Origin of the sequence: Bradyrhizobium sp. sGM-13 (assembly GCF_018398875.1) — a bacterium.
Taxonomy (GTDB): domain Bacteria; phylum Pseudomonadota; class Alphaproteobacteria; order Rhizobiales; family Xanthobacteraceae; genus Bradyrhizobium.
The window spans coordinates 112810-132243 of sequence record NZ_JAGWDK010000016.1 but is presented as its reverse complement, the minus strand read 5'-3'; the positions used below and the strand labels follow the sequence as shown (position 1 = coordinate 132243).

The following is a 19434-nucleotide window of genomic DNA, read 5'->3' as shown; positions in this document are numbered from 1 at the left end:
CTCACGGCGCCTCAAAAGTCGATGCTCGCCGAGAGCCGGTAGGTGCGCGGTGTGCCCGGAGTCAAAAAGCCACGTCCCGTCGTCGCCCAGTAGTCCAGACCGAAGACGTTTTCGACCGCCGCCCGCAACGTCAGCGGCCTGCCGTCAATCTTGGTGACGTAGCGTGCTCCGATGTCGGTCCGAACCCAGTCCGGAATCTGCTGCGTGTTCCCCTGATCGTAATACTGCGGCGAGGTGTAAATGACCCGCCCGGTCAGGGTCACGACTCCCGATGTCTGCCAGAAGGGCAGATCGTATTCGCCATAGAGGTTGAATTGGATATCTGGCACCCCGACCGCGGTTTTGCCGTCGAAGCGGCCACCAGACGTCTTGATCTGCACGCCATCGAGGAAGGCCACGCCACCGAGCAGGCGCATTCCCGGGGCGACCTCGCCGAAGGTGTTGAACTCCAATCCACGATTGCGCTGCTCGCCGTCAACCGAGAAGATCCTGGTCGTCGGATCGGTGATGCCGTTGGGCTGCGTGATCTCAAACGCCGCCACAGTAACCCCCAAGATCCCGAAGTCATACTTGGCACCGACCTCGATCTGCTTGGTTACGATCGCAGGAAAGACTTGACCTCGATTGACGGCCTCGGTCGGCGCCGTTCCGCCCGACGTTAAGCCTTCGATGTAGTTGCCGTAGAGCGACAGATTGCTGATTGGCTTCAGCACGAGAGCCACCGCAGGGGTGATCGCCTCGTTCTGCGGGCGTGAGGTCACGGCACCTGTGGTCGTGTTGAAGTTGGTGACGTCGATCCCCTGCCAACGCCCGCCCAGTGTGAGAAGCACGCGATCATCGAGGATCGACATCGTATCCGCGATCGCGACGCTTTGATTGATCCGCTGCGCAGAAAGTGGCGCGTTGTGCGACAGGCCAGCCGCGCTACGCGGAGCCACGTAAACGGGATTATAGAGGTTCGACGTGATCGATGGTCCGATATTGGTGGTGGCAGTTCCGCTGTCTTGCCACAGCCCGGTTGTCGCAACCACGGTGGAATGTTTCACCGCTCCGGTGGTGAAACGGCCGCGTAGTCCGATCTCGCCAGTCTCGCGATCGGCATCCTGCACGGTGAGGGCCGGCTGTGACGTGAACTGGCCCAGTGCATTTGTTATCCGCACAGTTCCACCAAAGAAAACCTCCTTGGATCGGCTGCGACCGTAGGCTGCATACAGCGTCCAGAAATCGTTGAGGTCATATTCGGCGCGGACCGCAGCGTATCGATGGTCGGAATTATAGTATTCCCAGGGTTGCTGCTGGTTGATCGTGAGCGAGGGCGAAACCGGGATCGGAAATCCCAAGTTCACTTGCCGCACGCGTGTAGGAGCGTTCAGGTCCTGCTGCTGGTAACCGAAATCGACGGTGGCTCGGAAGCGCTCGCCGCGGTAGTCGAGAGCAACCGCGCCGACACCGAACCCATCCGTCTGGAAGTCGATCGGCGTCCGGCCATCGCGATAGGCGCCATTGACGCGAACGCCCCATTCTTTGTTGGCGCCAAAGCGCCGGCCGAAATCGATCGCCGACCCAACATTTCCGTTGGACACGAAGCTCGTAGTCCATCGCGTGATCGGATCGTCAGTGGCGCGCTTCGGGATCAGGTTGATGGTGCCGCCGATATTTCCGAACGGTGAAATCCCATACAACAAGGCGCTTGGTCCCTTGAGGATCTCCACGCGCTCGATGGGTTCAAGAGCAGGGCGGCGCGTATCGGTGATGCCGTAGAGGCCGTCAAACGCGATGTCGCTCGCGAAGACCGGGAAGCCGCGGATCAAGAATCCATCGAGTCCGCTGTAGCGTGGAGAGTTCGTGCGCACCGAGGGATCGTTGTCGGTGACGTCGGTGATGGTGTTGGCCTGCTGGTCGCGGATAAGCTTGTCCGTGTAGCCCGTCGTGTTGAACGGCGTATCGAAGACATTGCGATTGCCTAACATGCCGACGCGTGTGGTGGTCCCGACCTGGCCGCCCGCATAGGGAGCCGGCGGCTGACCAATGGTGCCGGTCGAAGGCGTGAGATATGGGATAGCCTCGCGCTGGCTCGCTGGAGCCGCAACGCGTGGAGCAAGGACGCGCGTGCTCCTTGTGCCCTGCTGAGGCTGTGGACGTCGTACGGCTTGACGTTTTGGTGAGTCAATCGTGACGGCAGGTAAGGAGACTGGTTCTCTTGCGTGAACTTCTTGTACTAATTGAAAGGACAGTGCCAGGTAACTCGCCGTGCCACAACAAACGGCACAGTAGAGCTTCTTCGTCGAAAGATTCATCCTCACCCCGATTGATGGTCCTCGTGTGGGCCTCTTACTGAATCGTTTGACGAGCAGACATGCTTCGGGCATTAGAAGCCTTCAAAACGGCGTTCGTTTTTGTTGGATGTTGTATTTTTATCGACCAAAGACGGCGACGATTCTCGCTAAGCGTAGCTGAACACGCAGTCACAACGCCGGCGGGATACGCACCGGCGATCCCAGCCGTCAGCGCACGCCAGGCCGTGGCAACAACTTGAGCATAGCGCTGCGCCAGGAGTGCTCGCGGTGGTTTGGATTTCCTGAATGCTGGCTCGTCTCAACTCGCCAGACGATCTGCGGTAGACGCCGCTTGATGCCGAGCTTCGAGCGATCAAGCTCGGTGCAGCAATGCAGCGCGCCGATCCCCCGCCGCGAAGCCTGACGTTCAGCGATGAAAGTTCCTGCGATGGAACTGAAGGAGAACGTTTCCCGCGTGAGCCCAGGCGCAGAACGATCCGTTCGATCAGGCCTCGCACAGCTTTTGTCGCTTTCGACCCGTTGAGCGCTTCGGTCAGAGCTTCGCGCCTGCGGGACCATTTCGGGTGGTGGGACGTTAGTTTCTTGAGAGAACGGCCACTGGCAAAGCCGTTTCGCGGGGCGATGCACCACCAATTGGAGACGATCATGCCAGAGCGGAAAACAGTGCAGAAGGCCAAGCGGGCCAAGCGCGCAGGCAAATCGCCAACCACCCAGGCGGGCGAGTTTGTGCACGAGGAAATTCGCAAAGTCCGCCGCGGCCAACATGGAGCGAGATCGCCACAGCAGGCGATTGCAATCGGCCTATCCAAGGCACGGCGCGCGGGCGTCCCGCTTCGTCCGCCGGCAAAAGGCAAGGCCAAGGCAAGGACCCGCAAAAGCGCCGAATACGCCTATGAGGCGGGCCAGGGCAAGCGAAAGACCCGACGCCAGCCGCGCGTGTCACGTGCTGTATCGCAGACCCTCAAGCGTGAGCCACGCAGCACAGCGTCGCGTGCGGCACTGTCGAAACAAGCACGAAGCGCCGCCTCGCGTCGCTCCGCCTCGGCCCGCTCAGCGGCGGCTCGGAAGGCCGTAAAGACCAAAGGCCCGGCGAAGCGGTCAGCGGCAGCCAAAAAGGCAGCCCGGACCAGAGCGCGTCGTCGGCGATAGCCTTGCGCCGCAGATCAATTTTACAGCTAGCACAATGGCGAGAAGAACACGGTCACCGAAAAACAAAGTCGTCAGGACCCGCCTCCCGAGGCAGTCTCAGAACGCACAAAGGAATTACGAGCGCTACGTAGAGTTGGCGCGCGCTGAAGCGCTGAAGGGAGATCTGATCGCAGCGGAAAACTATCTTCAGCACGCCGAACACTATTTGCGGTCGATGCACGATGAGGCGCACGGAGGGCGGCTCTCACAGCCGGCAAACTTGCCCAAGCCGCGGCTGGGACACAGCGGATGATCGAGCAATCGTTCTGTAATAGCGGACCTAAGGACGGAAACTTCGTTATCTTGAAAGAGCGTTCCGCCCAGGCGGTTTCACGGCACGCTCAGCGCCATTCGAGCCGCCGTGTAATTTTTGGCCACCGGACTTCCGATCCTCTGCTCGGACTTGCCTCAACGAGACTTGCCCGTCGTTTCGGCGAAGAACGCAATGAGCCTCTGCGAGACGAAGCGCGGATTTTCATCGGGCAACCAATGTCCGGTCTCCGGCGCGACGGCTCCACGCACGTCGTCGGCGACCTCCTTCGCCATCTCGATTTCCTTCTGCCCATTACTTCGCTCGCCGGCCAGCGCGAGTACCGGGATTTGAAGTTTGTGCCTCAAGAATTCCTTGAAGCGCATCTCACGCGCTCTCAAAATGGGGGATACTGCCAAGCGGTATCTATGTCGCACAATCGGTTCGCATCCGCTTCTCGGCCGAGAAAGCTCTCCCGGGATGGCGACCTTTCCCTGATGCATATGCCCTGCCGCCTCAGAGTCCTTTGTCTGTCATTAAGGAGATGTCTAACGCTGCTTTATGCTGTTCTTTCTCGCGGCGCCGCGCTTTGCGCGCGTCCGTCCAATCTCAAGATCGCGCTGTGCCCGCCGTCTCGTCTCCTTGGAGGAACGCCCCTTTGGTGGGGCCGGGACCCGCTTCCCCGCCCGCCGTTCGCGCGATAGCTTGATGGCGAGCGCTTGAGCCTGCTTTTTGCTCTTGGCCATGCTAAACCGCCTCCCGACTAAACAACGGGTTCAATCGACAGACGGCATGACCGTTCCATTTTCCGTGGGGTTGCGTCGGACAATGGGCTAATTGCACAGACCGGCGCGAAATCACCTAGCGATAGCTGGTCGGAACCGCGCCGCCCGGGACCGGTTATCCAAAAAGGCCCAAGTGATCGGACGGAACTCGCGAGCGGGCCGCATTCCCCATGAGTGAAGCGATCAAACTATCTCACAGCCGCTGCGATCCGGAGCGGAGGCGAGCAACGCCAGAAGCCAGTTGGGGGCGATCTGGTCACTGAACGGCAGGCGGCTCGTGCGTCGGCATGACCCGGTGAGGCAACAACGCGGCCGGGTAGTGCGTTATCCTACAACTCGTGTTGAGGAGAACAGCCATGCAAGTGCAGCAAGTTATGCAAACCAAAGTGCAACTAGCAGATCCGAACATGACGGTCCGCGACGTAGCGCGAAAGATGCGCGCCGACAATATCGGGGCCTTGCCGGTCGGCGAGAATGACCGGCTGATCGGCATGGTGACGGACCGCGACGTCGTCGTCCGCGCAGTCGCCGAAGAGCGCTCCGCCAGCAACACGACTGTGCGTGAAGTCATGTCGGACGGCATCTGCTACTGCTTCGAAGACGAAGACGTGGATCAAGCGGCCCGCGTCATGGCAGAGCATCAGGTCCGCCGCCTTCCGGTATTGAACCGGGACAAGCGATTGGTTGGGGTTGTTGCCCTCGCGGATCTCGGCCGCTCTGAACAGGATGCGGCGCAAAATGCTCTCAAGGGCATCTCGGAGCCTACTGACAAGGAGCGGCGCTAGTGGCGAGCGTTTGATGCCGCCCATTTCGGGTTCGGGTCCACGCCGACTGTCGCGCAATGCACGCGCGTGATCACGCCTGTGCACGCCAAATCGACGATGCGCGCGGTGACGGTGTCGCGATCGCGGTCGCCATCGTCAGCGCCTTCCCAAAATTTTATGCAGTAGCAACCTGCTCGGCCGAACCATTCCGCTTTGAGACCTTGCGCTCGGAACTAATGCGGGCCGCCCGGAGTTCTCCGTTTTGAGCGGCCGTTCGCACGAACGAACTCGCAAGCCCTTTGCCCCACGGGGCAGCTCATCATGAGGAGGCTGGCCGTGATTCGGGATATTGTCGTCAACTTGGCGACCGCCAATTCTCGCGATCCTGCGGCAGCGTACGCGATCTCCGTCGCCAGGATGTTCGACGCCCAGATTGCAGGGATCGCAATGTGTCACTCCCCAGCGATTGTGGCCGGCGGCATGGAGGCCGTTCCGGCCGACGTAATCGAGTCCTTGCGCGAAGAGAGCGCCAGGGCAGCAAACGGGGCCATCGAAAGATTCAAACAGGCAGCGGCGCAGGCTCATCTTCCTGCCGAGGCGCAGATGGTCGAGACCAGCATTGAAGGAATCCCAAGGACGTTTGGCCGAATTGCGCGGACGTTCGATCTTGCAATCGTTGCGCAGGCCGAGCCCGAATTGACGACCTCCACGGGTCTTGCCGCTGAAGCAGCGATGTTTGAATCCGGACGGCCTATCGTCGTCGTACCCAGTATCCAAAAGGACGGCATAAAGCTCGGCTGCATTCTCGTCTGCTGGGACGGGAGCCGCACTGCCGCGCGGGCGCTCGGGGACTGAATGCCGTTATTGGAGCGCGCGAAGTCGATCGAGGTGATCAACGTAGGCAACAAGGGTCGGGAAGCCGAAGAATCCCTGGCGGCCGTTGGCAGACACTTGGCGCGCCACGACTTGAACTTCAGCATCAAGGCGCTCACCGCCGATCGGACCGATATCACAAACGTAATCCTGTCGCATGCGGCAGATCTATCAGCCGACCTTATCGTAATGGGCGGCTTCGGCCATTCGCGGCTGCGCGAGTTCATCCTCGGGGGCGTGACGCGCGGCATTCTCGACACGATGACCGTTCCGGTACTGATGTCGCATTAAAGGCTCGGTTTGGGGGATGCGTACGTCATCACTCGCAAAAGCAAAATGAGGCGGCCGAACGACATTCGCGTTACCAAGCTTTGGCAAATGTAGATACCGATGGCCGAGACAAGCGCTGCCAACAAGCGACTCGATCGGCGCCGGGTCGCGCCCGAGGGTCTCTTTCGGCAGCCGCGGCTATACTTGGTTGGCGAGGCACCTGGCGCCGAAGAAGCTGAGCAGGGCAGGCCCTTTGTCGGGCCGGCTGGCTGCGCGTTGCGCAAACTGCTCGAGCAGGCTGGGATCGACCGCAGACAACTGCGTTTGGCCAACGTGATTCCATTTCGCCCTATAGAACGCACGAAAAAAATCCAAGCCGCGCAATCGCGCTCCAACTATCGAGGAAATCAATCATTACGGCGCCGCGGTGCTAACGGACATCCGGCGCTCCAAACCGCGCGTAGTCGTTGCGCTCGGCAGCACGGCGGCTCGCCTATTCAGGACGTCGCGTTCGATCGGAGCGTCTCGCAAACCAAAGCTCCAATTTGATGGCCGTCCCCTGCAAATCACTTTTCACCCGGCCTACGTCCGCCGCTTCGGCGGGTCGAACGGCGACGCTTGGCGTAAGATGGTCGCGGATCTGCGCCGAGCCTGGAAAGTATCGGCAATGTACTCAAATAGCGCTCGAAGCAGGCAGCATTCTCCCGAGGGTTCGAAGGCTGTTTAGCGGGTTGCGCTTATGGACCTGAGTTCGATTGCATCTTGGCTCCATCGAGCCGAGGATAAATGATGTCCTCGCTTCCGACATTTCGGGATCTCATGCTTGCCGCGGGTCCTCAGCGCTCGTAGCTTGCCGGGTCTGGGCTGTCCGACGGATGCGCGAATGCCTTGCGCAAGACCTGTGACATCGGAGTCTTGAAACTGAGGCCGTTGGGCGGCACCGGCGATTCGAACCACTTCCGGTAGATCGTTTCGATCTCCGGGCTTCTGTATAGATCCGCGGTCGCTCGGTCGGCCACGGTCTTGAACGGTGCATCGTCCTTACGCAGCATGATCCCGTAAGGCTCGGCCCTGGACAGGGCTTCCTCGCTGATCACGTAGGCGGACGGATCCTTTGATCGCGCGATCGCGACGGCGAGTTGCACGTCATCGAGGACGTAGGCGGCCGCGCGTCCTGTCTCCAGCATGAGAAAAGCCTCCGCTTGATCTTTGGCGGCCAGCACTGCGATGCCGAGATTTCGCGTGCTATTGACCTGGTTAAGCTGCACCATGTTGGTCGAGCCGGATATGGCAACAACGGGCTTGCCCTTCAGATGGTCGATCATCGTGATGTTGTCGGACTTCCTTGCAGCAAAACGGGTTGCCGACAGGAAATGCGAATTTGTGAACGTCACCTGGCGCTGCCGCTCTGCGTTGTTTGTGGTGGAAGAGCAGACAAGGTCGACTGTCCCATTCATCATGAGCGGAATGCGATTGGATGACGTGACGGCAAGCGTTTCGACGGCAACAGTCGAGACTTTGAGGTCGCGTTTGACCGCGTCGACGATCCTCATGCAGATGTCGACGGCATATCCAATCGCCTTTTGATCGCCGTCCAGATAGCTGAAAGGCACCGAAGCTTCCTGAATGCCGAGGATGATCCTGTTCGTCTCCTTGATCTTCTGGAGCGTTCCGGTCAGTTCGCTTGCATTCGCAGGCACGGCCATCAAGGTAGCCGCAATCATCGCCGCAGACAGGCGCATCGTCTTCACTCCATAGACATCGACAGTTCTTGTGAGGACCCCAGTCTTAGCCGATATTGTTCTCGTGAGGGATCAAAGGTTGCTTCTAGCAGCTATCAACCAATTTTATCGGCGAGCCGCATTGGCGGCTCCATGAGCAGCCGCGCAGCGCCCGGACGATCGAAATGGAAATGGTGAACCGCAGCGACAGCAAGCCGACGCGAAGTTCCCATCGCGCTCAGCGGCGGTACGCACCTGATATCGGACCACCTGCTCTTCATCTGATCGGGCAGATGCCGGGTTTCGTCGGCTGAGGCCGATGTCGTCAACCAGGCGACGCGAAACGAGCCGGCTGGAAGACTTTCGACAAATCCTAGAATTTGTTCGAAACAGCAGGGCGGGTTTGTGCGTTGCGTTCTCGCAAGCCCTCACGGTGGCATCTGGCTGCAGCTTCCTGCGACATCCAATTGCAACCATCCGAATTGTTCCCGGTCCCGCATTGTTGCGCTGTCGTTGCATTCGAAATAGCATCGATTGAGAGTCATGAGCGGGGCAGGGCAGAAGAAATGACATATGAGGTCCTTCTTTGCAGCTTTCTGCCGTCGATCATTCGGTAGCGAATACGGAACCCACGCACTGGAAGAAGCGCATTCGCTGTCCTCGCTGCTCGTCGCCGCTGCGGAACGTGTGGTCACGGCCAACCTGCTCGAACCGTGCCTGCGATTATAGCAGAGCCGGGTTTCCGATGATCGGCGCGCAGCCGGTGCTGATCGATTTCGCAGCCAGCATTTTTGAACGCAGGATGTACGAGGACCAGAATGGCTCGGCGCTGCAGCGGGACGTCAGTCGCCGTTCCCTTGGATCGCGGCTGCATCGCCTTACCTTTGGAGGCAATCCGGTTGCGGTCGCCAACAGCGCAATGTTCATCGAGCTGTTGAAGCGGGAGTCGAGACGACCAGTTGTACTCGTTGTCGGTGGCGGAACGATCGGTTTGGGCGCAGACGAACTCTACCGGGACGATTCCATCGAGCTTGTCGGCACCGACGTCTACGCTTCGCCACACACCGTGCTGGTGGCTGACGCCCACAGTCTACCCTTCGAAGATGGCGTATTCGACGGCGTCTGGGTGCAGGCGGTGCTGGAACACGTGCTGGAGCCCGCAACGGTCGTTGCCGAGCTGCATCGAGTGCTGCGGCTGGAAGGCCTGGTCTATGCGGAGACGCCGTTCATGCAGCAGGTGCACGAGCGGGCCTATGATTTCTCGCGTTTCACGCAGAGCGGTCACCGCTGGCTGTTCAGGCGATTTTCCGAGATCAACGCCGGGCCGGTCGGCGGCGCCGGTGTGGCGCTTGAATGGTCGATCCGCTATTTCGCGCGCGCACTCGGCGCGGGCAACAAGCTGTCACGCCTGGTCGTGCTGCCGTTCTTCTGGATCAGATATCTCGATGCGTTCGGTCGCGGCCGGGCCGCAGCAGATGCCGCCAGCGGCTTCTTCTTTCTGGGCCGCAGGGCCGAACAGGCAATGGATCCGCATGACATGCCCGACTACTACGACCGCCAGAAGTGAGTTTCGACGGATGGCGCGCGACTCTAGGAGACGCCTTTAGGAAACGCCTTTAATCTTCTTGCATGGCGTGGACGAGGTCGACGACATCCGTGCGACGTCGGTCACGGAGCGGATGGAAAGCTTTTCCTTGCTGGTGATGAAGCGGAGCACGCCGCGAGGATAGGCGTCGCAGAACTGAGCCAGCGTGGCTGCCGTCGCTGAAACGCTGTCCTGTTTGGGGACCACGGCGATGCCGCCATCGCGCAGGATATACGCATCCTTTACGTTGGGCATGGCTGATGCCGCGATGCAGATCTTGAACAGGTCGTTATAGGCCTGCGGCGTCAGGGAGAGGTCGCCGCCGGGCGTTCCCAGGAGATACTCGCGGCTCTTGCGGCAATTCTCGCTGTCCGCCCGCGCTGCACCGTTCGCGAGCGTCAGCAGCATCGCGGTCGCGACCAGCAGCCTCATGCCGTTAATCCGATGGCGCGGTCTGCAGATGCCGGCTTGCCGGTGTAGGGCAGGCCATAGGTTATCGCTGCGCATCGTTCCCATGAAAGGGCGCGGGCATGGGATGACGCGCCTGCCGCGAGAATGGCGCGCAGATTCCGATCGGCGGCCAGCTCTGCGATCGCCTGTGATATGCTCTCGGCCGACGGCGGCACGAGAGTTCCAGTCTCGTCGGCGAGCACGGCGTCAGGCACGCCGCCGACGTCGGTCGCGACGCTCGGCAGGCCGGCGGCCCCGGCCTCGAGATAGACCAATCCAAATCCTTCCACCCGGCCGGTCGTGTCGGGGAGACCCGTCAGGCAAAAGAAATCCGAGGCCGCATAGAGATCGCGGATGTCCTCGTTCGATTGCGGGCCGAGGAAACGAATGTCGCAGGCCGCCGCTTCGGCGTCGCGCCGCAGAGCATCGACATAATCGGCTTCGCCGTCCGGGCCGATCACGAGCCACGTGATGCGATTGCGCAGATCGTCCGGAAGCTGAGACAAGGCGGCCAGCGTCAGATGATGTCCCTTGCGGCGCGTGATGCGCGCGACCGTGATCATCACCAGCCGGTCTTCCGGCAGACGATGGGCCAGGCGAATCTCCCGGCGCGTCCGTCGGCCGCCGAACCAGAACTCCGATACGCCGAGATTGATCGCGCTGATTTGGCGCGGGTCGACGGCAAACCGCTCGCGGAACAGCGTCTCGGTAAAACCGCTGTTGGCGACGATCTCCGTCCGCGGTCCGAACACGCCGGCGCCGCGGATCGCCATGCGCTTCAGCGTCGTCTGCGTTTCGTTGATCTCGGTGCCATGCACCGTCATCAATACCCGCGCCTGCGTTCGCCATCTCGAAAGCGCAACCGGAATGAAAAACGGCCAATCGGCGGCATGGACCACGTCATATCGGTCGCCGCGGACACCGCGGCGCGTCAGCATGATCTTGCGCGGCATGTCGCGCATGGAGTGGAGGCCGCCGCTGTAGCGCACGACCTCGAAAGGAAGAGTGCGATCGTTGTCGGCATTCTGCCGTGCGTAGTCCGGCGCCACCACGGTGACCTTGGCGCCGAGCCGGCTCGCCGCTGCCGCAATTTCGCGCGCGTAAGTCCCGATTCCTCCCATCGCGGGGGCGAACTCGCTGGTCAACAGAAGGATGTTCAACCCGGCGCCCTCAGTAAGTCGGCGCCGCGGCGGCAAGTCCGCGGGCATCCTGAATTTCCTGATGATAGCGGAAGACTCGCGCAAGCTGCGTGCCCGGCGTGAACGCCCGGATGGAGTCGGCGATTTGTACCGGGTTCATCGTGCCCGCGTCGATCGCATTCCGGACGTCGACGAACCGCTGCGCGAGCGCATCGGCCATGTCGTCACGGCTGCCGCTTCGCGCCACCAGATGGCCGCTGACGCCAGAATGAATCACGGGTTCGAGCTGCGGCAGGTGCATGGCGACGACCGGCCGGCCGACCGCAAGGGTCTCGAGCACGCAGCGCGGCATGCCTTCGAATTCGGATGTCAGGATGCCGGCATGCGCGCTTGCCAGCGTCTCCGCCATGCCGGCGGCGTCTTTGAAGCCGTGGCGGACGGTGATGTCTTCGATCGCGCCGAACTCTTCGAATCGGTGCGGATCACTGGTGCCGATATAGTGAAACCGCACGTCGCCGTTCAATCGCCGCCGCAGGCGGTCGATCGTGCGAAACATCAGCGGTGGATCCTTGAACTCATCGAGCCTGCCGGCGAACACGATCTGGAACGGCGAAGAGTTCAGCGGCCAGAGTTGCGGCTTGAAGATATCCGTGTTGACCCATGTCCAGAGCGTGTCGATCTTGTCCTTGCGGCGCGGATAGGTCCGCTGCAGCCGCTCAGTGATGAACGGATTGACGCAGAGAAATTTCTCGCTCATGGCGACGGCAAACCGCTCGCCGGTATTGTGGACGAAGGCGTATTTCCGCAGCAGCGAATCCATCTGCAATTTCGGCGCGCCCTCGCCGTGAAGCATCTGCACGAACGGCAGCCGCAGGATCGCCGGCAACCAGGAAAATTCCACCCGCCGCAGATCGACCGAGCACCGCCTGGCGCGGATCAGCCTTGCGATCGGGCCGAAGTGGCGGAGCAGTGCCATGAAAAATTGCCCGGTCAGCGAGGTACGAACGCTGCGGGCCGCTTCGCGCGCCTGCTGGTCCGAATAGTGCAGGATCGGCAGGAAGTCGAAGCCGCGGCCTCGGAACGTCATCCGGTGAAGCTTGCCGAGCTCCAGCTCGCCCGTCGAGTCGACGCCGATGAAAAGGATGTCGGTGTCGGTTGGATGGAACGTAATGAAATCGCGGATGTATGTTTCGAGGCCGCCGACCTTCTCGCCGCGCGGATCGAACGGGTGGATCAGGCAGATCTGGTAACGTGGCTTAATCCGGTTGGCATTTCGCGCCCGTAGCGCCAGGGTCAATGTTGAAGTCATGCCGCTTTCCTCATGCGTGCCTGAACAATTTGCGGAATGGTTCGCGCAACGAGGCGCGGAACGACTGTCATGCATTTGATATAGCGGGGGCCGAGCCGGCGCGGCTCGCGCAGCATGCGCCATGCCCATTCCAGCCCGGTTTTGCGCGCGATGGACGGCGCGCGGTTTTGCGTGCCGGCGATGAAATCGAGTGCGGCTCCGATGCACAACACGCCCGTTCCATCGAGTTCATCGAGGCATCGCGCCGCGAACAGCTCTTGCCGTGGCGCACCCAGCGCGACGAAGCAAATTCTGGCGCCCGAGGCTCGGATGCGCTCGATCGCAGCATCGGCCTCGCTGGAGTAAGGATCGAATCCCGGTCCCGGCGCAAAGCATCCCGCGATTTGCAATCCCTTGAATCGTTCCGACAAACGCCGTGCCGCTGTCTTGAGTGTGAGATCGTTCGCCCCCAGCAGAAAGACCGGGAGTCCTTTCTTGCGGGCTTCCGCGCAAACCGGCTCGACGAGATCGGCACCGGTCGTGCGTTCGATTGGCGCGCCCATAAGGCGGCTCAGCACGACAATGGGGAACCCATCGGCGGTGACAAATCGGGCACGGCGATAGGCCGCACGAAAATTGGCATGGTGCTGAAGCTGGACAACGTGGTCGAGATTGAGCGTGCAGACGCTGAAGTTGTCGCCATGTTGCGCGGCCGACACGATCGAAGACACGGCTTCCGGAAGCGAGGGAACATTGATCGTTATTCCATCGACAGTGAGGCCCGGCTGCAACTGCGCTGGTGGTTCCAACATATCGACTCCTGCTGATGATGTAATCGAGGGACGCACTCGTGGGGGACGATCGACAGACGCGTGCTTCGCGACGGGAACTGCGTGCCGAAAATTTTCTCGACGGACATTCGTCACGAAATCGAACTAATGCGACGCAACGATGGCGATGCCGCGTTGCGATGGACGAGACGTCGCGACGAATCATTCACATGATGGAGATCAGCTATGCACGAGTGGTCGAGGCGAGATGCGCTTGCTCTCATCGCAGGAGCAAGCATTGCTTCGTGCGGCAAGGAAGCATTCGCTGCACAGCCTGCACAGAGTCTCGGCGTCATCGCAGCTCGTAACGGAATCGTGTTCGGCGCGGCTGCTGGTCCGGTGATCGACAAGGATCTTGCGTACCGCGAGCTGTATCAAACGCAGGTGCGCATCGTCACGACAGACGTCGCAATGAAAATGGGAACCATCGCGCCGCAACCGGGGCCGAAGCGATTCGAGAGTGCAGATCGTCTGCTGCAATTTTGTGCGAGTCACAATATTCCGATGCGCGGTCATTGCCTGATTTGGAACGAATGGGTTCCGCAATGGATCAAGAGCATGAGCAATGCCGAGCGTGAGAGGTTCTTTGATTCCTATATCGACGAAGTGGCTGCCCGCTATCTAGGCAAATTGCATTCATGGGATGTCGTCAACGAGCCGTTCTGGCCCGGGCACAAGGCGCCCGGCGGCTACCGGCTCGGTCCGTGGTACGACACATTCGGTACCGGCTATGTGCGCCGCGCCTTCGAGCGCGTGGCGAGGATCGACCGAAAGACAAAACTGGTTCTCAACGAGGCTCATAGCGAACGCGACGACGACGTCGGCCTCGCGGTTCGCCGCGGCCTGCTGCAACTGGTCGACGAATTGAAGCATGCCGGCGTGCCGCTGCATGCCGTCGGTTTGCAAAGTCACCTGCAGCCTCGCTATCCGCACGATCCCGGACGGTTTACCGAATTCCTTCATGCGCTCGCCGGACGTGGCGTCGATATCTATCTGACCGAGTTCGACGTGCGCGACGACACGTTTCCGGACGACATCGCAACGCGCGATGCCATGATCGCCGAGACGGCGGAGAAGTTCCTGACCAACGCGCTTCGGGTGCCGGCCGTCAAAATGGTGATCGCGTGGGAACTTGCCGATAACTACTCGTTCTATACCGACGCGGCGAAGAAGAAGGATCCGCTCGCGCGACGGCTGCCTCGGCCGCTTCCGTTCGACTCGTCGATGCAGAAGAAGCCGCTTTGGTTCGCGATGGCGCGCGCGTTCGAGAATGCCAGGAAGTCGTAGGCGCCGATCGTGTCGAATGCGCTCACGCCCCTGAATGCTGGGGGCGCGGCCGAAGCATCCGCACCAGCGACGGTGCATAGAACAGGGCAAGCGCTGCGAAATAGGCGGCAGCGCCTGCCGCAATGTGGGCCGCCAGAATCGGGGTCGTTCGGGCCTCCGGAAATATCCGCAGCACGGCCGCCATGGCGATGGTGGCCAATGCGATGCGCACGAGATGGCCGATCGGAAGGCGCAAGCCAAATCGTGTAAACCCGATTGAAAAACTCACGATGGCGGCGGCCAGTGCCGCCAGCACCGTGGCGCCGGCGACGCCGGGCAGTCCCCATCGCGGCAGGAACAAGACGCTCAACACCACGGTCATCGACGCGTCGATTGCGGCAATGGCCATCATCCAGCGCGTGCGGTTTTGCAGGAGAAATACCTGGTCGCCGAAATGGGCGCGCAGGTTGCGGATTGCGCCGGCGAGCGTGGAAAGCGGGAGGATGGCGAGTGTCACCGCCTGGAACGGCGCTGCGATCAGGAGATGCACGATCTCCGCTCTCAGTATGATGATGCCGGCGAGGCTTGGCGCCAGGATTGCGACAAGGAGAGCGCTGTTGTTGGCGAGCTGGCGCATTCCGGCCTGGTCACCGTGTTGCTCCATGCTTTTTACCGCCAGCGGGAACGCTGCTGCCGTCACCAGCATGGCCGCGACCGCCGCGGCCCGCTGGCCGAGGCCGTATCCGACGGCGAACAGACCGGCGGCGGCCACTCCGGACATTTCGTTGACGATGAAGCGCGATGCATTGAGGCCGACCCAGCCGAGCGCGCCGCCGACAATCAGCGGAATGCCGTAGCGCAGGGCGTGGACCACGATCTCCCGGTCGATCGGCCACAAGCGGTGACCCCAGCCGATCCAGGGCAGGACGATGAGTGCGGCCGTCAGTTGCGCGGCCGCGTAACCCACAAGTGGCCAATCCGGGGATTGGCCAAGCAGTTTGATCAACACCAGACCCACGACAAATCCGACGGATGGCCCGAACACCTGCTGGATCGTGTAGACGCGGATCTGCTGCCGCGCGCGGGCGCGTTCACCGATATAGAGGTTGAGCGACCGAGTTATCACATAGGCGATGGCGGCGAGCAGAAGGCCCGTTCCGGCGCCGGGCGCGATGACCAGATGCAGAATTCCGACGATGGCCGCGCTTTGCAACGCGAGGGACGCCAGCAAGACCGCGTTTTCGGTGCGATAGAAGCGCGGCGCGTCGTTGACGTCCTGGTACCGTCCGAGGAAACGCAACGCAAACTGCGACCACCAGGCGAGAAAGCCGATCTGCAGCAATTCGTGCGTGGCCGTAATCAGCGTGATGACGCCGAGCGTGTGCTCGTCGACGACATGCGTCCATACGATCATCGCCAGAAGTTGGAATAGTGGTCCGACGAATTGCGCGGGCAGATAGAGCAAAGTGTGCTTCAGAAGCATCGCTCAAGCCCCCAGCCAGCGGCAGATTCGGGGCGAGGCGAGTTGCCGTATGGCGAGCAGCGCCGCGGTAGAGACGAGGGCCGTCAAGACGCAGGAAACGGCAAAGCTGGTGACGGCGCCGAGTTGGCGCAGCCCGGCGTGATCGCGCAGCGCCATTACGATGAAGATGTGCCAGAGATAGATGAAGTAGCTGCCCGAGCCGATCCATCCCAGTAGCGCGGATTTCGGCCGGATGGCGAACAGCGAAACGCAGAACAGGGCCGCATAGAGGAAGAAGGCGCTCGAATCGTAAGTGGCGGCGTCGCCGACGTTGAGAATGCGCACGCCGGCATAGAACAAATAGGCGGCCAGCACGGCGCCAAGGAGCGCGCGGCGCATATCCTGTTCGAGCACGTCCCTGAACATCGCAATCAGCGCGCCGAGCGCGACAAACGAGAACCAGAACGGAATGTCGCGCATGCGGATCTCGTCGAGCAGTGCCGCCGACGCTCCGAGCCTCGACATGGCGGGATCAAGATAACTGCCGGCAAGTAGGCCGCAGCCGATCGATAGCAGCAGCAAAGTGGTGATCCGTTGCCTTGAAGCGGTTTGTCCGTCCCCGCCGGCCGCAAAAACGAGCCACAGACCGAGCGTGCAGCAGACATAAACGAAGACGTAATAGTAGACGAACACATATCCCAGCCCGAACCGGGCGAGCGTCGTGCCGACGCGATGGTCCATCGCCGGATTGTGCAGGGCCATGTAGATGTAGGCGGCGGCGAACGCGATCGCGTAAGGGACCAGGGCTGCCTTTAGCCGCTTTGCCAGCGGGACGCGGCCGGAAAGCGCCGTGAGATATCCGGAAGCGAACAGGAACACCGGCACGCAGGGCCGTAGCGCTGCATCAAGTGATTTTGCCCAGATCGCGTCGAGCGGCTGTGGCAGCGAATGGATTCCGATCACCATCAAGATTGCGATGCCGCGCATGGTATCGACGACGCTATCGCGGCTTTGGGCCGTTGCGCGCGAGACGCTCAGAGATGGCGGGTTTGCGGATACGCGTTCGACGACCGTCATCATGTGCTCTCCTGCCGCGTGATCGCTGGAGACGGCTCATGTTTGAGGGCGCGGCGGTCGTAAGCCTCGGTCAGATATCGCCGCAGCGGCGTTTCGAACGTGCGCAGCGAGACGACGCTCGCAAATGCAAGAACGATGATCGCCACCGGCGCCAGAATCAGTCGTTCATGCTCCGATAAAGAAAGCAGGCGCGATCCAAGGGTGATGACGATGGTCGCAACCGGGATGTGCAGCATGTAACAGGAATAGGTCAGCGGCGACCAGCGATCGAAGCCGAGCCGCGACAGCAGCGTCTCACGCCCGGCGCAGTCCGCTTGTATCGCAAGCATCGCGATCGCGTAGATCGCAAACAGCGCGGTCATCGTCGGCAGCAGGGAGCCGAACAGGATGAACGCCGCTAGCGACGCTGCCAGCGCGCCGGGCATCGCGGGCCAACGCGCGATCCGGTCGCGAAACAGATAGCAGGCCATACCGAGGTTGAAGGCAGGCACCGCCCTGAAGGCGCCGCCCTGATTGATCCAGTCGGCCCACGGCACCGTTCCGGCAGCCGATGCCCAAAGGGAATTGGCGAGCGCGGCAAGGACCACGAGCGCAACAACCGCCTCCTTGCGGCGTTGCGCAATCAGCGCGATCAGCGGAAAAAGCAGATAGCAAAACATCTCCGCCGAGAGCGACCAACTCGGGAAGTTGAACGTCAGGCGCTCGCCAATGAACGCGTGAAGCAGCAGGAACTGCGCGGGCAGGTCGGAAAGCGGATAGCGGGCCGGGTTGTCGGTCCGGGCAGCGCCGAAATGGAGCGCGCCGGCAAGCGCCACATAGAAGGCGAGCGTGGCGAGATGCAGCGGATAGATGCGGGCGAGGCGACGCCACAGGAAGCGGCCGATCGATGCGGCATCATCGACGCGGCCAAAGTATTGACGGGCGATGACAAAGCCGGAGACCACAAAGAACAGGTCCACGAACAGATTGAAATGCCAGGTGTGCGCGACCATGAAGCGGCCGACGGGCAAGTCCTTGAAGTAATCGGAATAGTGAAGGATCACCACGGCGCCGGCCGCGATGATCCGCAATCCATCCTGGTGCCTTGTGGCGCTGGTGTCATGCAAGGCGGCGGTACTCCGGAGTGGCGCTTCCCTGAAGGTGAGCAAGGTGGGCGATCAGGCTGATGACGTTCTCGCGGTCGCCGCGGGCCAAATCGTTCCAGCGTGCCAGATTTCGTAGTGCCTGCGCCACGTATCGAGCGCGCCAATCTTCGTTCGAGAGCGCAGCCGCGATCCGCGCGGCCGCCGAAGCAGGATCTGCGGTATCGATGTAGATGCCGGACTCGCCGAGCACCTCGCGAAAGATGGAAGCATCGGGGGCGATGATCGGCAGGCCGGCGTATTGCGCCTCCAGCAGCGGCAATCCCAGGCCTTCGTCATGGGAGGTGCAGATGAACAGATCGGCGGCGTCAAGCAATTGATTGACGCGGTCGGCGGACTGATATCCGTGCAGCGTAACGCCCGGCTGCTTCTCGAGGGCTTGCCAGTCGTTACCCCATCCCGGCCTTCCGACGATATCCAGTGTAGCGTCGGGAAATCCCTGCATGCGCAATGCATCGAGGATTCTCGCCGCCGCTGCAAAATTCTTGCGCGGCTCTACCGTGCCCAGCGCGATCAGCCGCAGCGGTTGGGGACGCGCGCTCCGTTCGCCGCGCTGTCCGGGGTCAAGGCCAAACACATTGCGCACCGCGGGACGATAGAGCGTCACTTCGGCATCGGACCGGCAATGCGCGGTAAGTTTGCGCCTGGTGTCGCCGGAGTTGGCCAGAAAGCGCGGATAGTGGCGCAGCGCGAGCCTGAAGGGGCCGGCCATATAAAGACGCGCCCGCATGTTGAGCTCGGCGCGCCGCGTGATCAGGAAATCATCGTGGATATAGGGTAGCACCCGCGATGCGAACGGCCGCAGCAGCGGGCTGGGCGGAAAGCCGGGACAGAGCAGGATCGAGGACGAAGCAGCGAGCCGCATCGGCAGGCCCAGGGTCTGCGTCGTCAACATCTGCCGAAGACCCTTCGCCGTCACCGGCACGACGTCGAGCGGTGCGAGCGCTGCGGCGGAGAACAGCTCCAGCGTAATGCGTTCGAGACCGGTGACGTGACGTCCGAGGTGGGTGTTGTCGACGTAGATGGCCATACGAAAGGGAATCCTAA

18 protein-coding genes and 2 pseudogenes are annotated in these 19434 nt (G+C 61.5%); 8 read left to right on the top strand and 12 right to left on the bottom strand.

The annotated features are described in order from the left end of the window. Nucleotides 1-11 precede the first annotated feature (11 nt). Nucleotides 12-2369 (bottom strand): TonB-dependent siderophore receptor, encoded by a 2358-nt coding sequence (locus KJQ96_RS23915; protein WP_249734440.1) that lies wholly within the window; start codon nucleotides 2367-2369, stop codon nucleotides 12-14. A gap of 135 nt (nucleotides 2370-2504) precedes the next feature. Beyond that, the gene (locus KJQ96_RS23910) at nucleotides 2505-3062 is read right to left on the bottom strand and encodes a hypothetical protein (RefSeq protein WP_213288960.1); all 558 of its coding nucleotides are present in this window, start codon (nucleotides 3060-3062) and stop codon (nucleotides 2505-2507) included. Between the two features lie 418 nt (nucleotides 3063-3480). Here KJQ96_RS23910 and KJQ96_RS41415 point away from each other — a divergent pair, with 418 nt between their 5' ends. Then, complete coding sequence (locus KJQ96_RS41415; protein ID WP_213288959.1) at nucleotides 3481-3738, top strand: DUF4167 domain-containing protein; 258 nt, start codon at nucleotides 3481-3483, stop codon at nucleotides 3736-3738. 155 nt (nucleotides 3739-3893) lie between these two features. Here KJQ96_RS41415 and KJQ96_RS23900 read toward each other — a convergent pair whose 3' ends face one another. Beyond that, nucleotides 3894-4121, bottom strand: coding sequence for an alpha/beta fold hydrolase (locus KJQ96_RS23900; protein WP_213288958.1), 228 nt, complete (start codon nucleotides 4119-4121; stop codon nucleotides 3894-3896). A 755-nt stretch (nucleotides 4122-4876) separates the two neighbouring features. On the opposite strand from KJQ96_RS23900, the gene KJQ96_RS23895 reads away from it, so the two are divergent. The 5 genes and pseudogenes from KJQ96_RS23895 to KJQ96_RS42080 all read left to right on the top strand — a co-directional run. After that, nucleotides 4877-5305, top strand: a complete 429-nt coding sequence (locus tag KJQ96_RS23895; RefSeq protein ID WP_213288957.1) for a CBS domain-containing protein — start codon at nucleotides 4877-4879, stop codon at nucleotides 5303-5305. Between the two features lie 315 nt (nucleotides 5306-5620). Then, nucleotides 5621-6139, top strand: coding sequence for a hypothetical protein (locus KJQ96_RS23890; RefSeq protein WP_213288956.1), 519 nt, complete (start codon nucleotides 5621-5623; stop codon nucleotides 6137-6139). Then, complete coding sequence (locus KJQ96_RS23885) at nucleotides 6140-6448, top strand: universal stress protein (protein WP_213288955.1); 309 nt, start codon at nucleotides 6140-6142, stop codon at nucleotides 6446-6448. Nucleotides 6449-6547: 99 nt separating this feature from the next. Next, nucleotides 6548-6793: pseudogene (locus KJQ96_RS42085) on the top strand (uracil-DNA glycosylase family protein); the annotation flags it as partial. Nucleotides 6794-6821: 28 nt separating this feature from the next. Further along, nucleotides 6822-7154: pseudogene (locus KJQ96_RS42080) on the top strand (uracil-DNA glycosylase family protein); the annotation flags it as partial. Nucleotides 7155-7263: 109 nt separating this feature from the next. Here KJQ96_RS42080 and KJQ96_RS23875 read toward each other — a convergent pair. Continuing rightward, nucleotides 7264-8169, bottom strand: coding sequence for an amino acid ABC transporter substrate-binding protein (locus KJQ96_RS23875; RefSeq protein WP_213288953.1), 906 nt, complete (start codon nucleotides 8167-8169; stop codon nucleotides 7264-7266). A gap of 724 nt (nucleotides 8170-8893) precedes the next feature. Here KJQ96_RS23875 and KJQ96_RS23870 point away from each other — a divergent pair. Next, the gene (locus tag KJQ96_RS23870) at nucleotides 8894-9715 is read left to right on the top strand and encodes a class I SAM-dependent methyltransferase (RefSeq protein ID WP_213288952.1); all 822 of its coding nucleotides are present in this window, start codon (nucleotides 8894-8896) and stop codon (nucleotides 9713-9715) included. A 36-nt stretch (nucleotides 9716-9751) separates the two neighbouring features. On the opposite strand, the gene KJQ96_RS23865 is transcribed toward KJQ96_RS23870, so the two are convergent. From KJQ96_RS23865 to KJQ96_RS23850, 4 genes are read right to left on the bottom strand one after another with little or no spacing between them, the layout of a single operon-like run. Beyond that, on the bottom strand, nucleotides 9752-10165 hold the full coding sequence (locus KJQ96_RS23865; RefSeq protein ID WP_249734438.1) for a hypothetical protein: 414 nt from the start codon (nucleotides 10163-10165) through the stop codon (nucleotides 9752-9754). After that, nucleotides 10162-11391, bottom strand: coding sequence for a glycosyltransferase family 4 protein (locus KJQ96_RS23860; protein WP_249734437.1), 1230 nt, complete (start codon nucleotides 11389-11391; stop codon nucleotides 10162-10164). Before KJQ96_RS23860 ends, KJQ96_RS23865 begins: the two co-directional genes overlap by 4 nt. Continuing rightward, nucleotides 11354-12631, bottom strand: a complete 1278-nt coding sequence (locus KJQ96_RS23855; protein WP_213288951.1) for a glycosyltransferase family 4 protein — start codon at nucleotides 12629-12631, stop codon at nucleotides 11354-11356. Before KJQ96_RS23855 ends, KJQ96_RS23860 begins: the two co-directional genes overlap by 38 nt. Then, entirely contained in the window at nucleotides 12628-13422 is a 795-nt protein-coding gene (locus tag KJQ96_RS23850; RefSeq protein ID WP_213288950.1) for a WecB/TagA/CpsF family glycosyltransferase, read from the bottom strand. The genes KJQ96_RS23855 and KJQ96_RS23850 overlap by 4 nt, the downstream gene beginning before the upstream one ends. A gap of 204 nt (nucleotides 13423-13626) precedes the next feature. Between KJQ96_RS23850 and KJQ96_RS23845 the strand changes: the two genes are divergently transcribed. Continuing rightward, complete coding sequence (locus KJQ96_RS23845; protein WP_213288949.1) at nucleotides 13627-14727, top strand: endo-1,4-beta-xylanase; 1101 nt, start codon at nucleotides 13627-13629, stop codon at nucleotides 14725-14727. 22 nt (nucleotides 14728-14749) lie between these two features. On the opposite strand, the gene KJQ96_RS23840 is transcribed toward KJQ96_RS23845, so the two are convergent. From KJQ96_RS23840 to KJQ96_RS23825, 4 genes are read right to left on the bottom strand one after another with little or no spacing between them, the layout of a single operon-like run. Beyond that, nucleotides 14750-16189, bottom strand: a complete 1440-nt coding sequence (locus KJQ96_RS23840; protein WP_213288948.1) for a lipopolysaccharide biosynthesis protein — start codon at nucleotides 16187-16189, stop codon at nucleotides 14750-14752. A 3-nt stretch (nucleotides 16190-16192) separates the two neighbouring features. Next, nucleotides 16193-17248, bottom strand: a complete 1056-nt coding sequence (locus tag KJQ96_RS23835; protein ID WP_249734435.1) for an acyltransferase — start codon at nucleotides 17246-17248, stop codon at nucleotides 16193-16195. After that, nucleotides 17245-18351 (bottom strand): acyltransferase, encoded by a 1107-nt coding sequence (locus tag KJQ96_RS23830; protein ID WP_213288947.1) that lies wholly within the window; start codon nucleotides 18349-18351, stop codon nucleotides 17245-17247. The genes KJQ96_RS23835 and KJQ96_RS23830 overlap by 4 nt, the downstream gene beginning before the upstream one ends. Beyond that, complete coding sequence (locus KJQ96_RS23825; protein WP_213288946.1) at nucleotides 18344-19417, bottom strand: glycosyltransferase; 1074 nt, start codon at nucleotides 19415-19417, stop codon at nucleotides 18344-18346. The genes KJQ96_RS23830 and KJQ96_RS23825 overlap by 8 nt, the downstream gene beginning before the upstream one ends. Between the last annotated feature and the right edge of the window lie 17 nt (nucleotides 19418-19434).

What these genes read in the sequence shown, in the direction of transcription:
- KJQ96_RS23865 (WP_249734438.1), bottom strand. Translation starts at nt 10,165, where the DNA reads ATGAGGCTGCTGGTCGCGACCGCGATGCTGCTGACGCTCGCGAACGGT.
- KJQ96_RS23915 (WP_249734440.1), bottom strand. Translation starts at nt 2,369, where the DNA reads ATGCCCGAAGCATGTCTGCTCGTCAAACGATTCAGTAAGAGGCCCACA.
- KJQ96_RS41415 (WP_213288959.1), top strand. Translation starts at nt 3,481, where the DNA reads ATGGCGAGAAGAACACGGTCACCGAAAAACAAAGTCGTCAGGACCCGC.
- KJQ96_RS23835 (WP_249734435.1), bottom strand. Translation starts at nt 17,248, where the DNA reads ATGATGACGGTCGTCGAACGCGTATCCGCAAACCCGCCATCTCTGAGC.
- KJQ96_RS23825 (WP_213288946.1), bottom strand. Translation starts at nt 19,417, where the DNA reads ATGGCCATCTACGTCGACAACACCCACCTCGGACGTCACGTCACCGGT.
- KJQ96_RS23855 (WP_213288951.1), bottom strand. Translation starts at nt 12,631, where the DNA reads ATGACTTCAACATTGACCCTGGCGCTACGGGCGCGAAATGCCAACCGG.
- KJQ96_RS23840 (WP_213288948.1), bottom strand. Translation starts at nt 16,189, where the DNA reads ATGCTTCTGAAGCACACTTTGCTCTATCTGCCCGCGCAATTCGTCGGA.
- KJQ96_RS23885 (WP_213288955.1), top strand. Translation starts at nt 6,140, where the DNA reads ATGCCGTTATTGGAGCGCGCGAAGTCGATCGAGGTGATCAACGTAGGC.
- KJQ96_RS23910 (WP_213288960.1), bottom strand. Translation starts at nt 3,062, where the DNA reads ATGTTGGCCGCGGCGGACTTTGCGAATTTCCTCGTGCACAAACTCGCC.
- KJQ96_RS23900 (WP_213288958.1), bottom strand. Translation starts at nt 4,121, where the DNA reads ATGCGCTTCAAGGAATTCTTGAGGCACAAACTTCAAATCCCGGTACTC.
- KJQ96_RS23870 (WP_213288952.1), top strand. Translation starts at nt 8,894, where the DNA reads ATGATCGGCGCGCAGCCGGTGCTGATCGATTTCGCAGCCAGCATTTTT.
- KJQ96_RS23850 (WP_213288950.1), bottom strand. Translation starts at nt 13,422, where the DNA reads ATGTTGGAACCACCAGCGCAGTTGCAGCCGGGCCTCACTGTCGATGGA.
- KJQ96_RS23845 (WP_213288949.1), top strand. Translation starts at nt 13,627, where the DNA reads ATGCACGAGTGGTCGAGGCGAGATGCGCTTGCTCTCATCGCAGGAGCA.
- KJQ96_RS23875 (WP_213288953.1), bottom strand. Translation starts at nt 8,169, where the DNA reads ATGCGCCTGTCTGCGGCGATGATTGCGGCTACCTTGATGGCCGTGCCT.
- KJQ96_RS23895 (WP_213288957.1), top strand. Translation starts at nt 4,877, where the DNA reads ATGCAAGTGCAGCAAGTTATGCAAACCAAAGTGCAACTAGCAGATCCG.
- KJQ96_RS23860 (WP_249734437.1), bottom strand. Translation starts at nt 11,391, where the DNA reads ATGCCCGCGGACTTGCCGCCGCGGCGCCGACTTACTGAGGGCGCCGGG.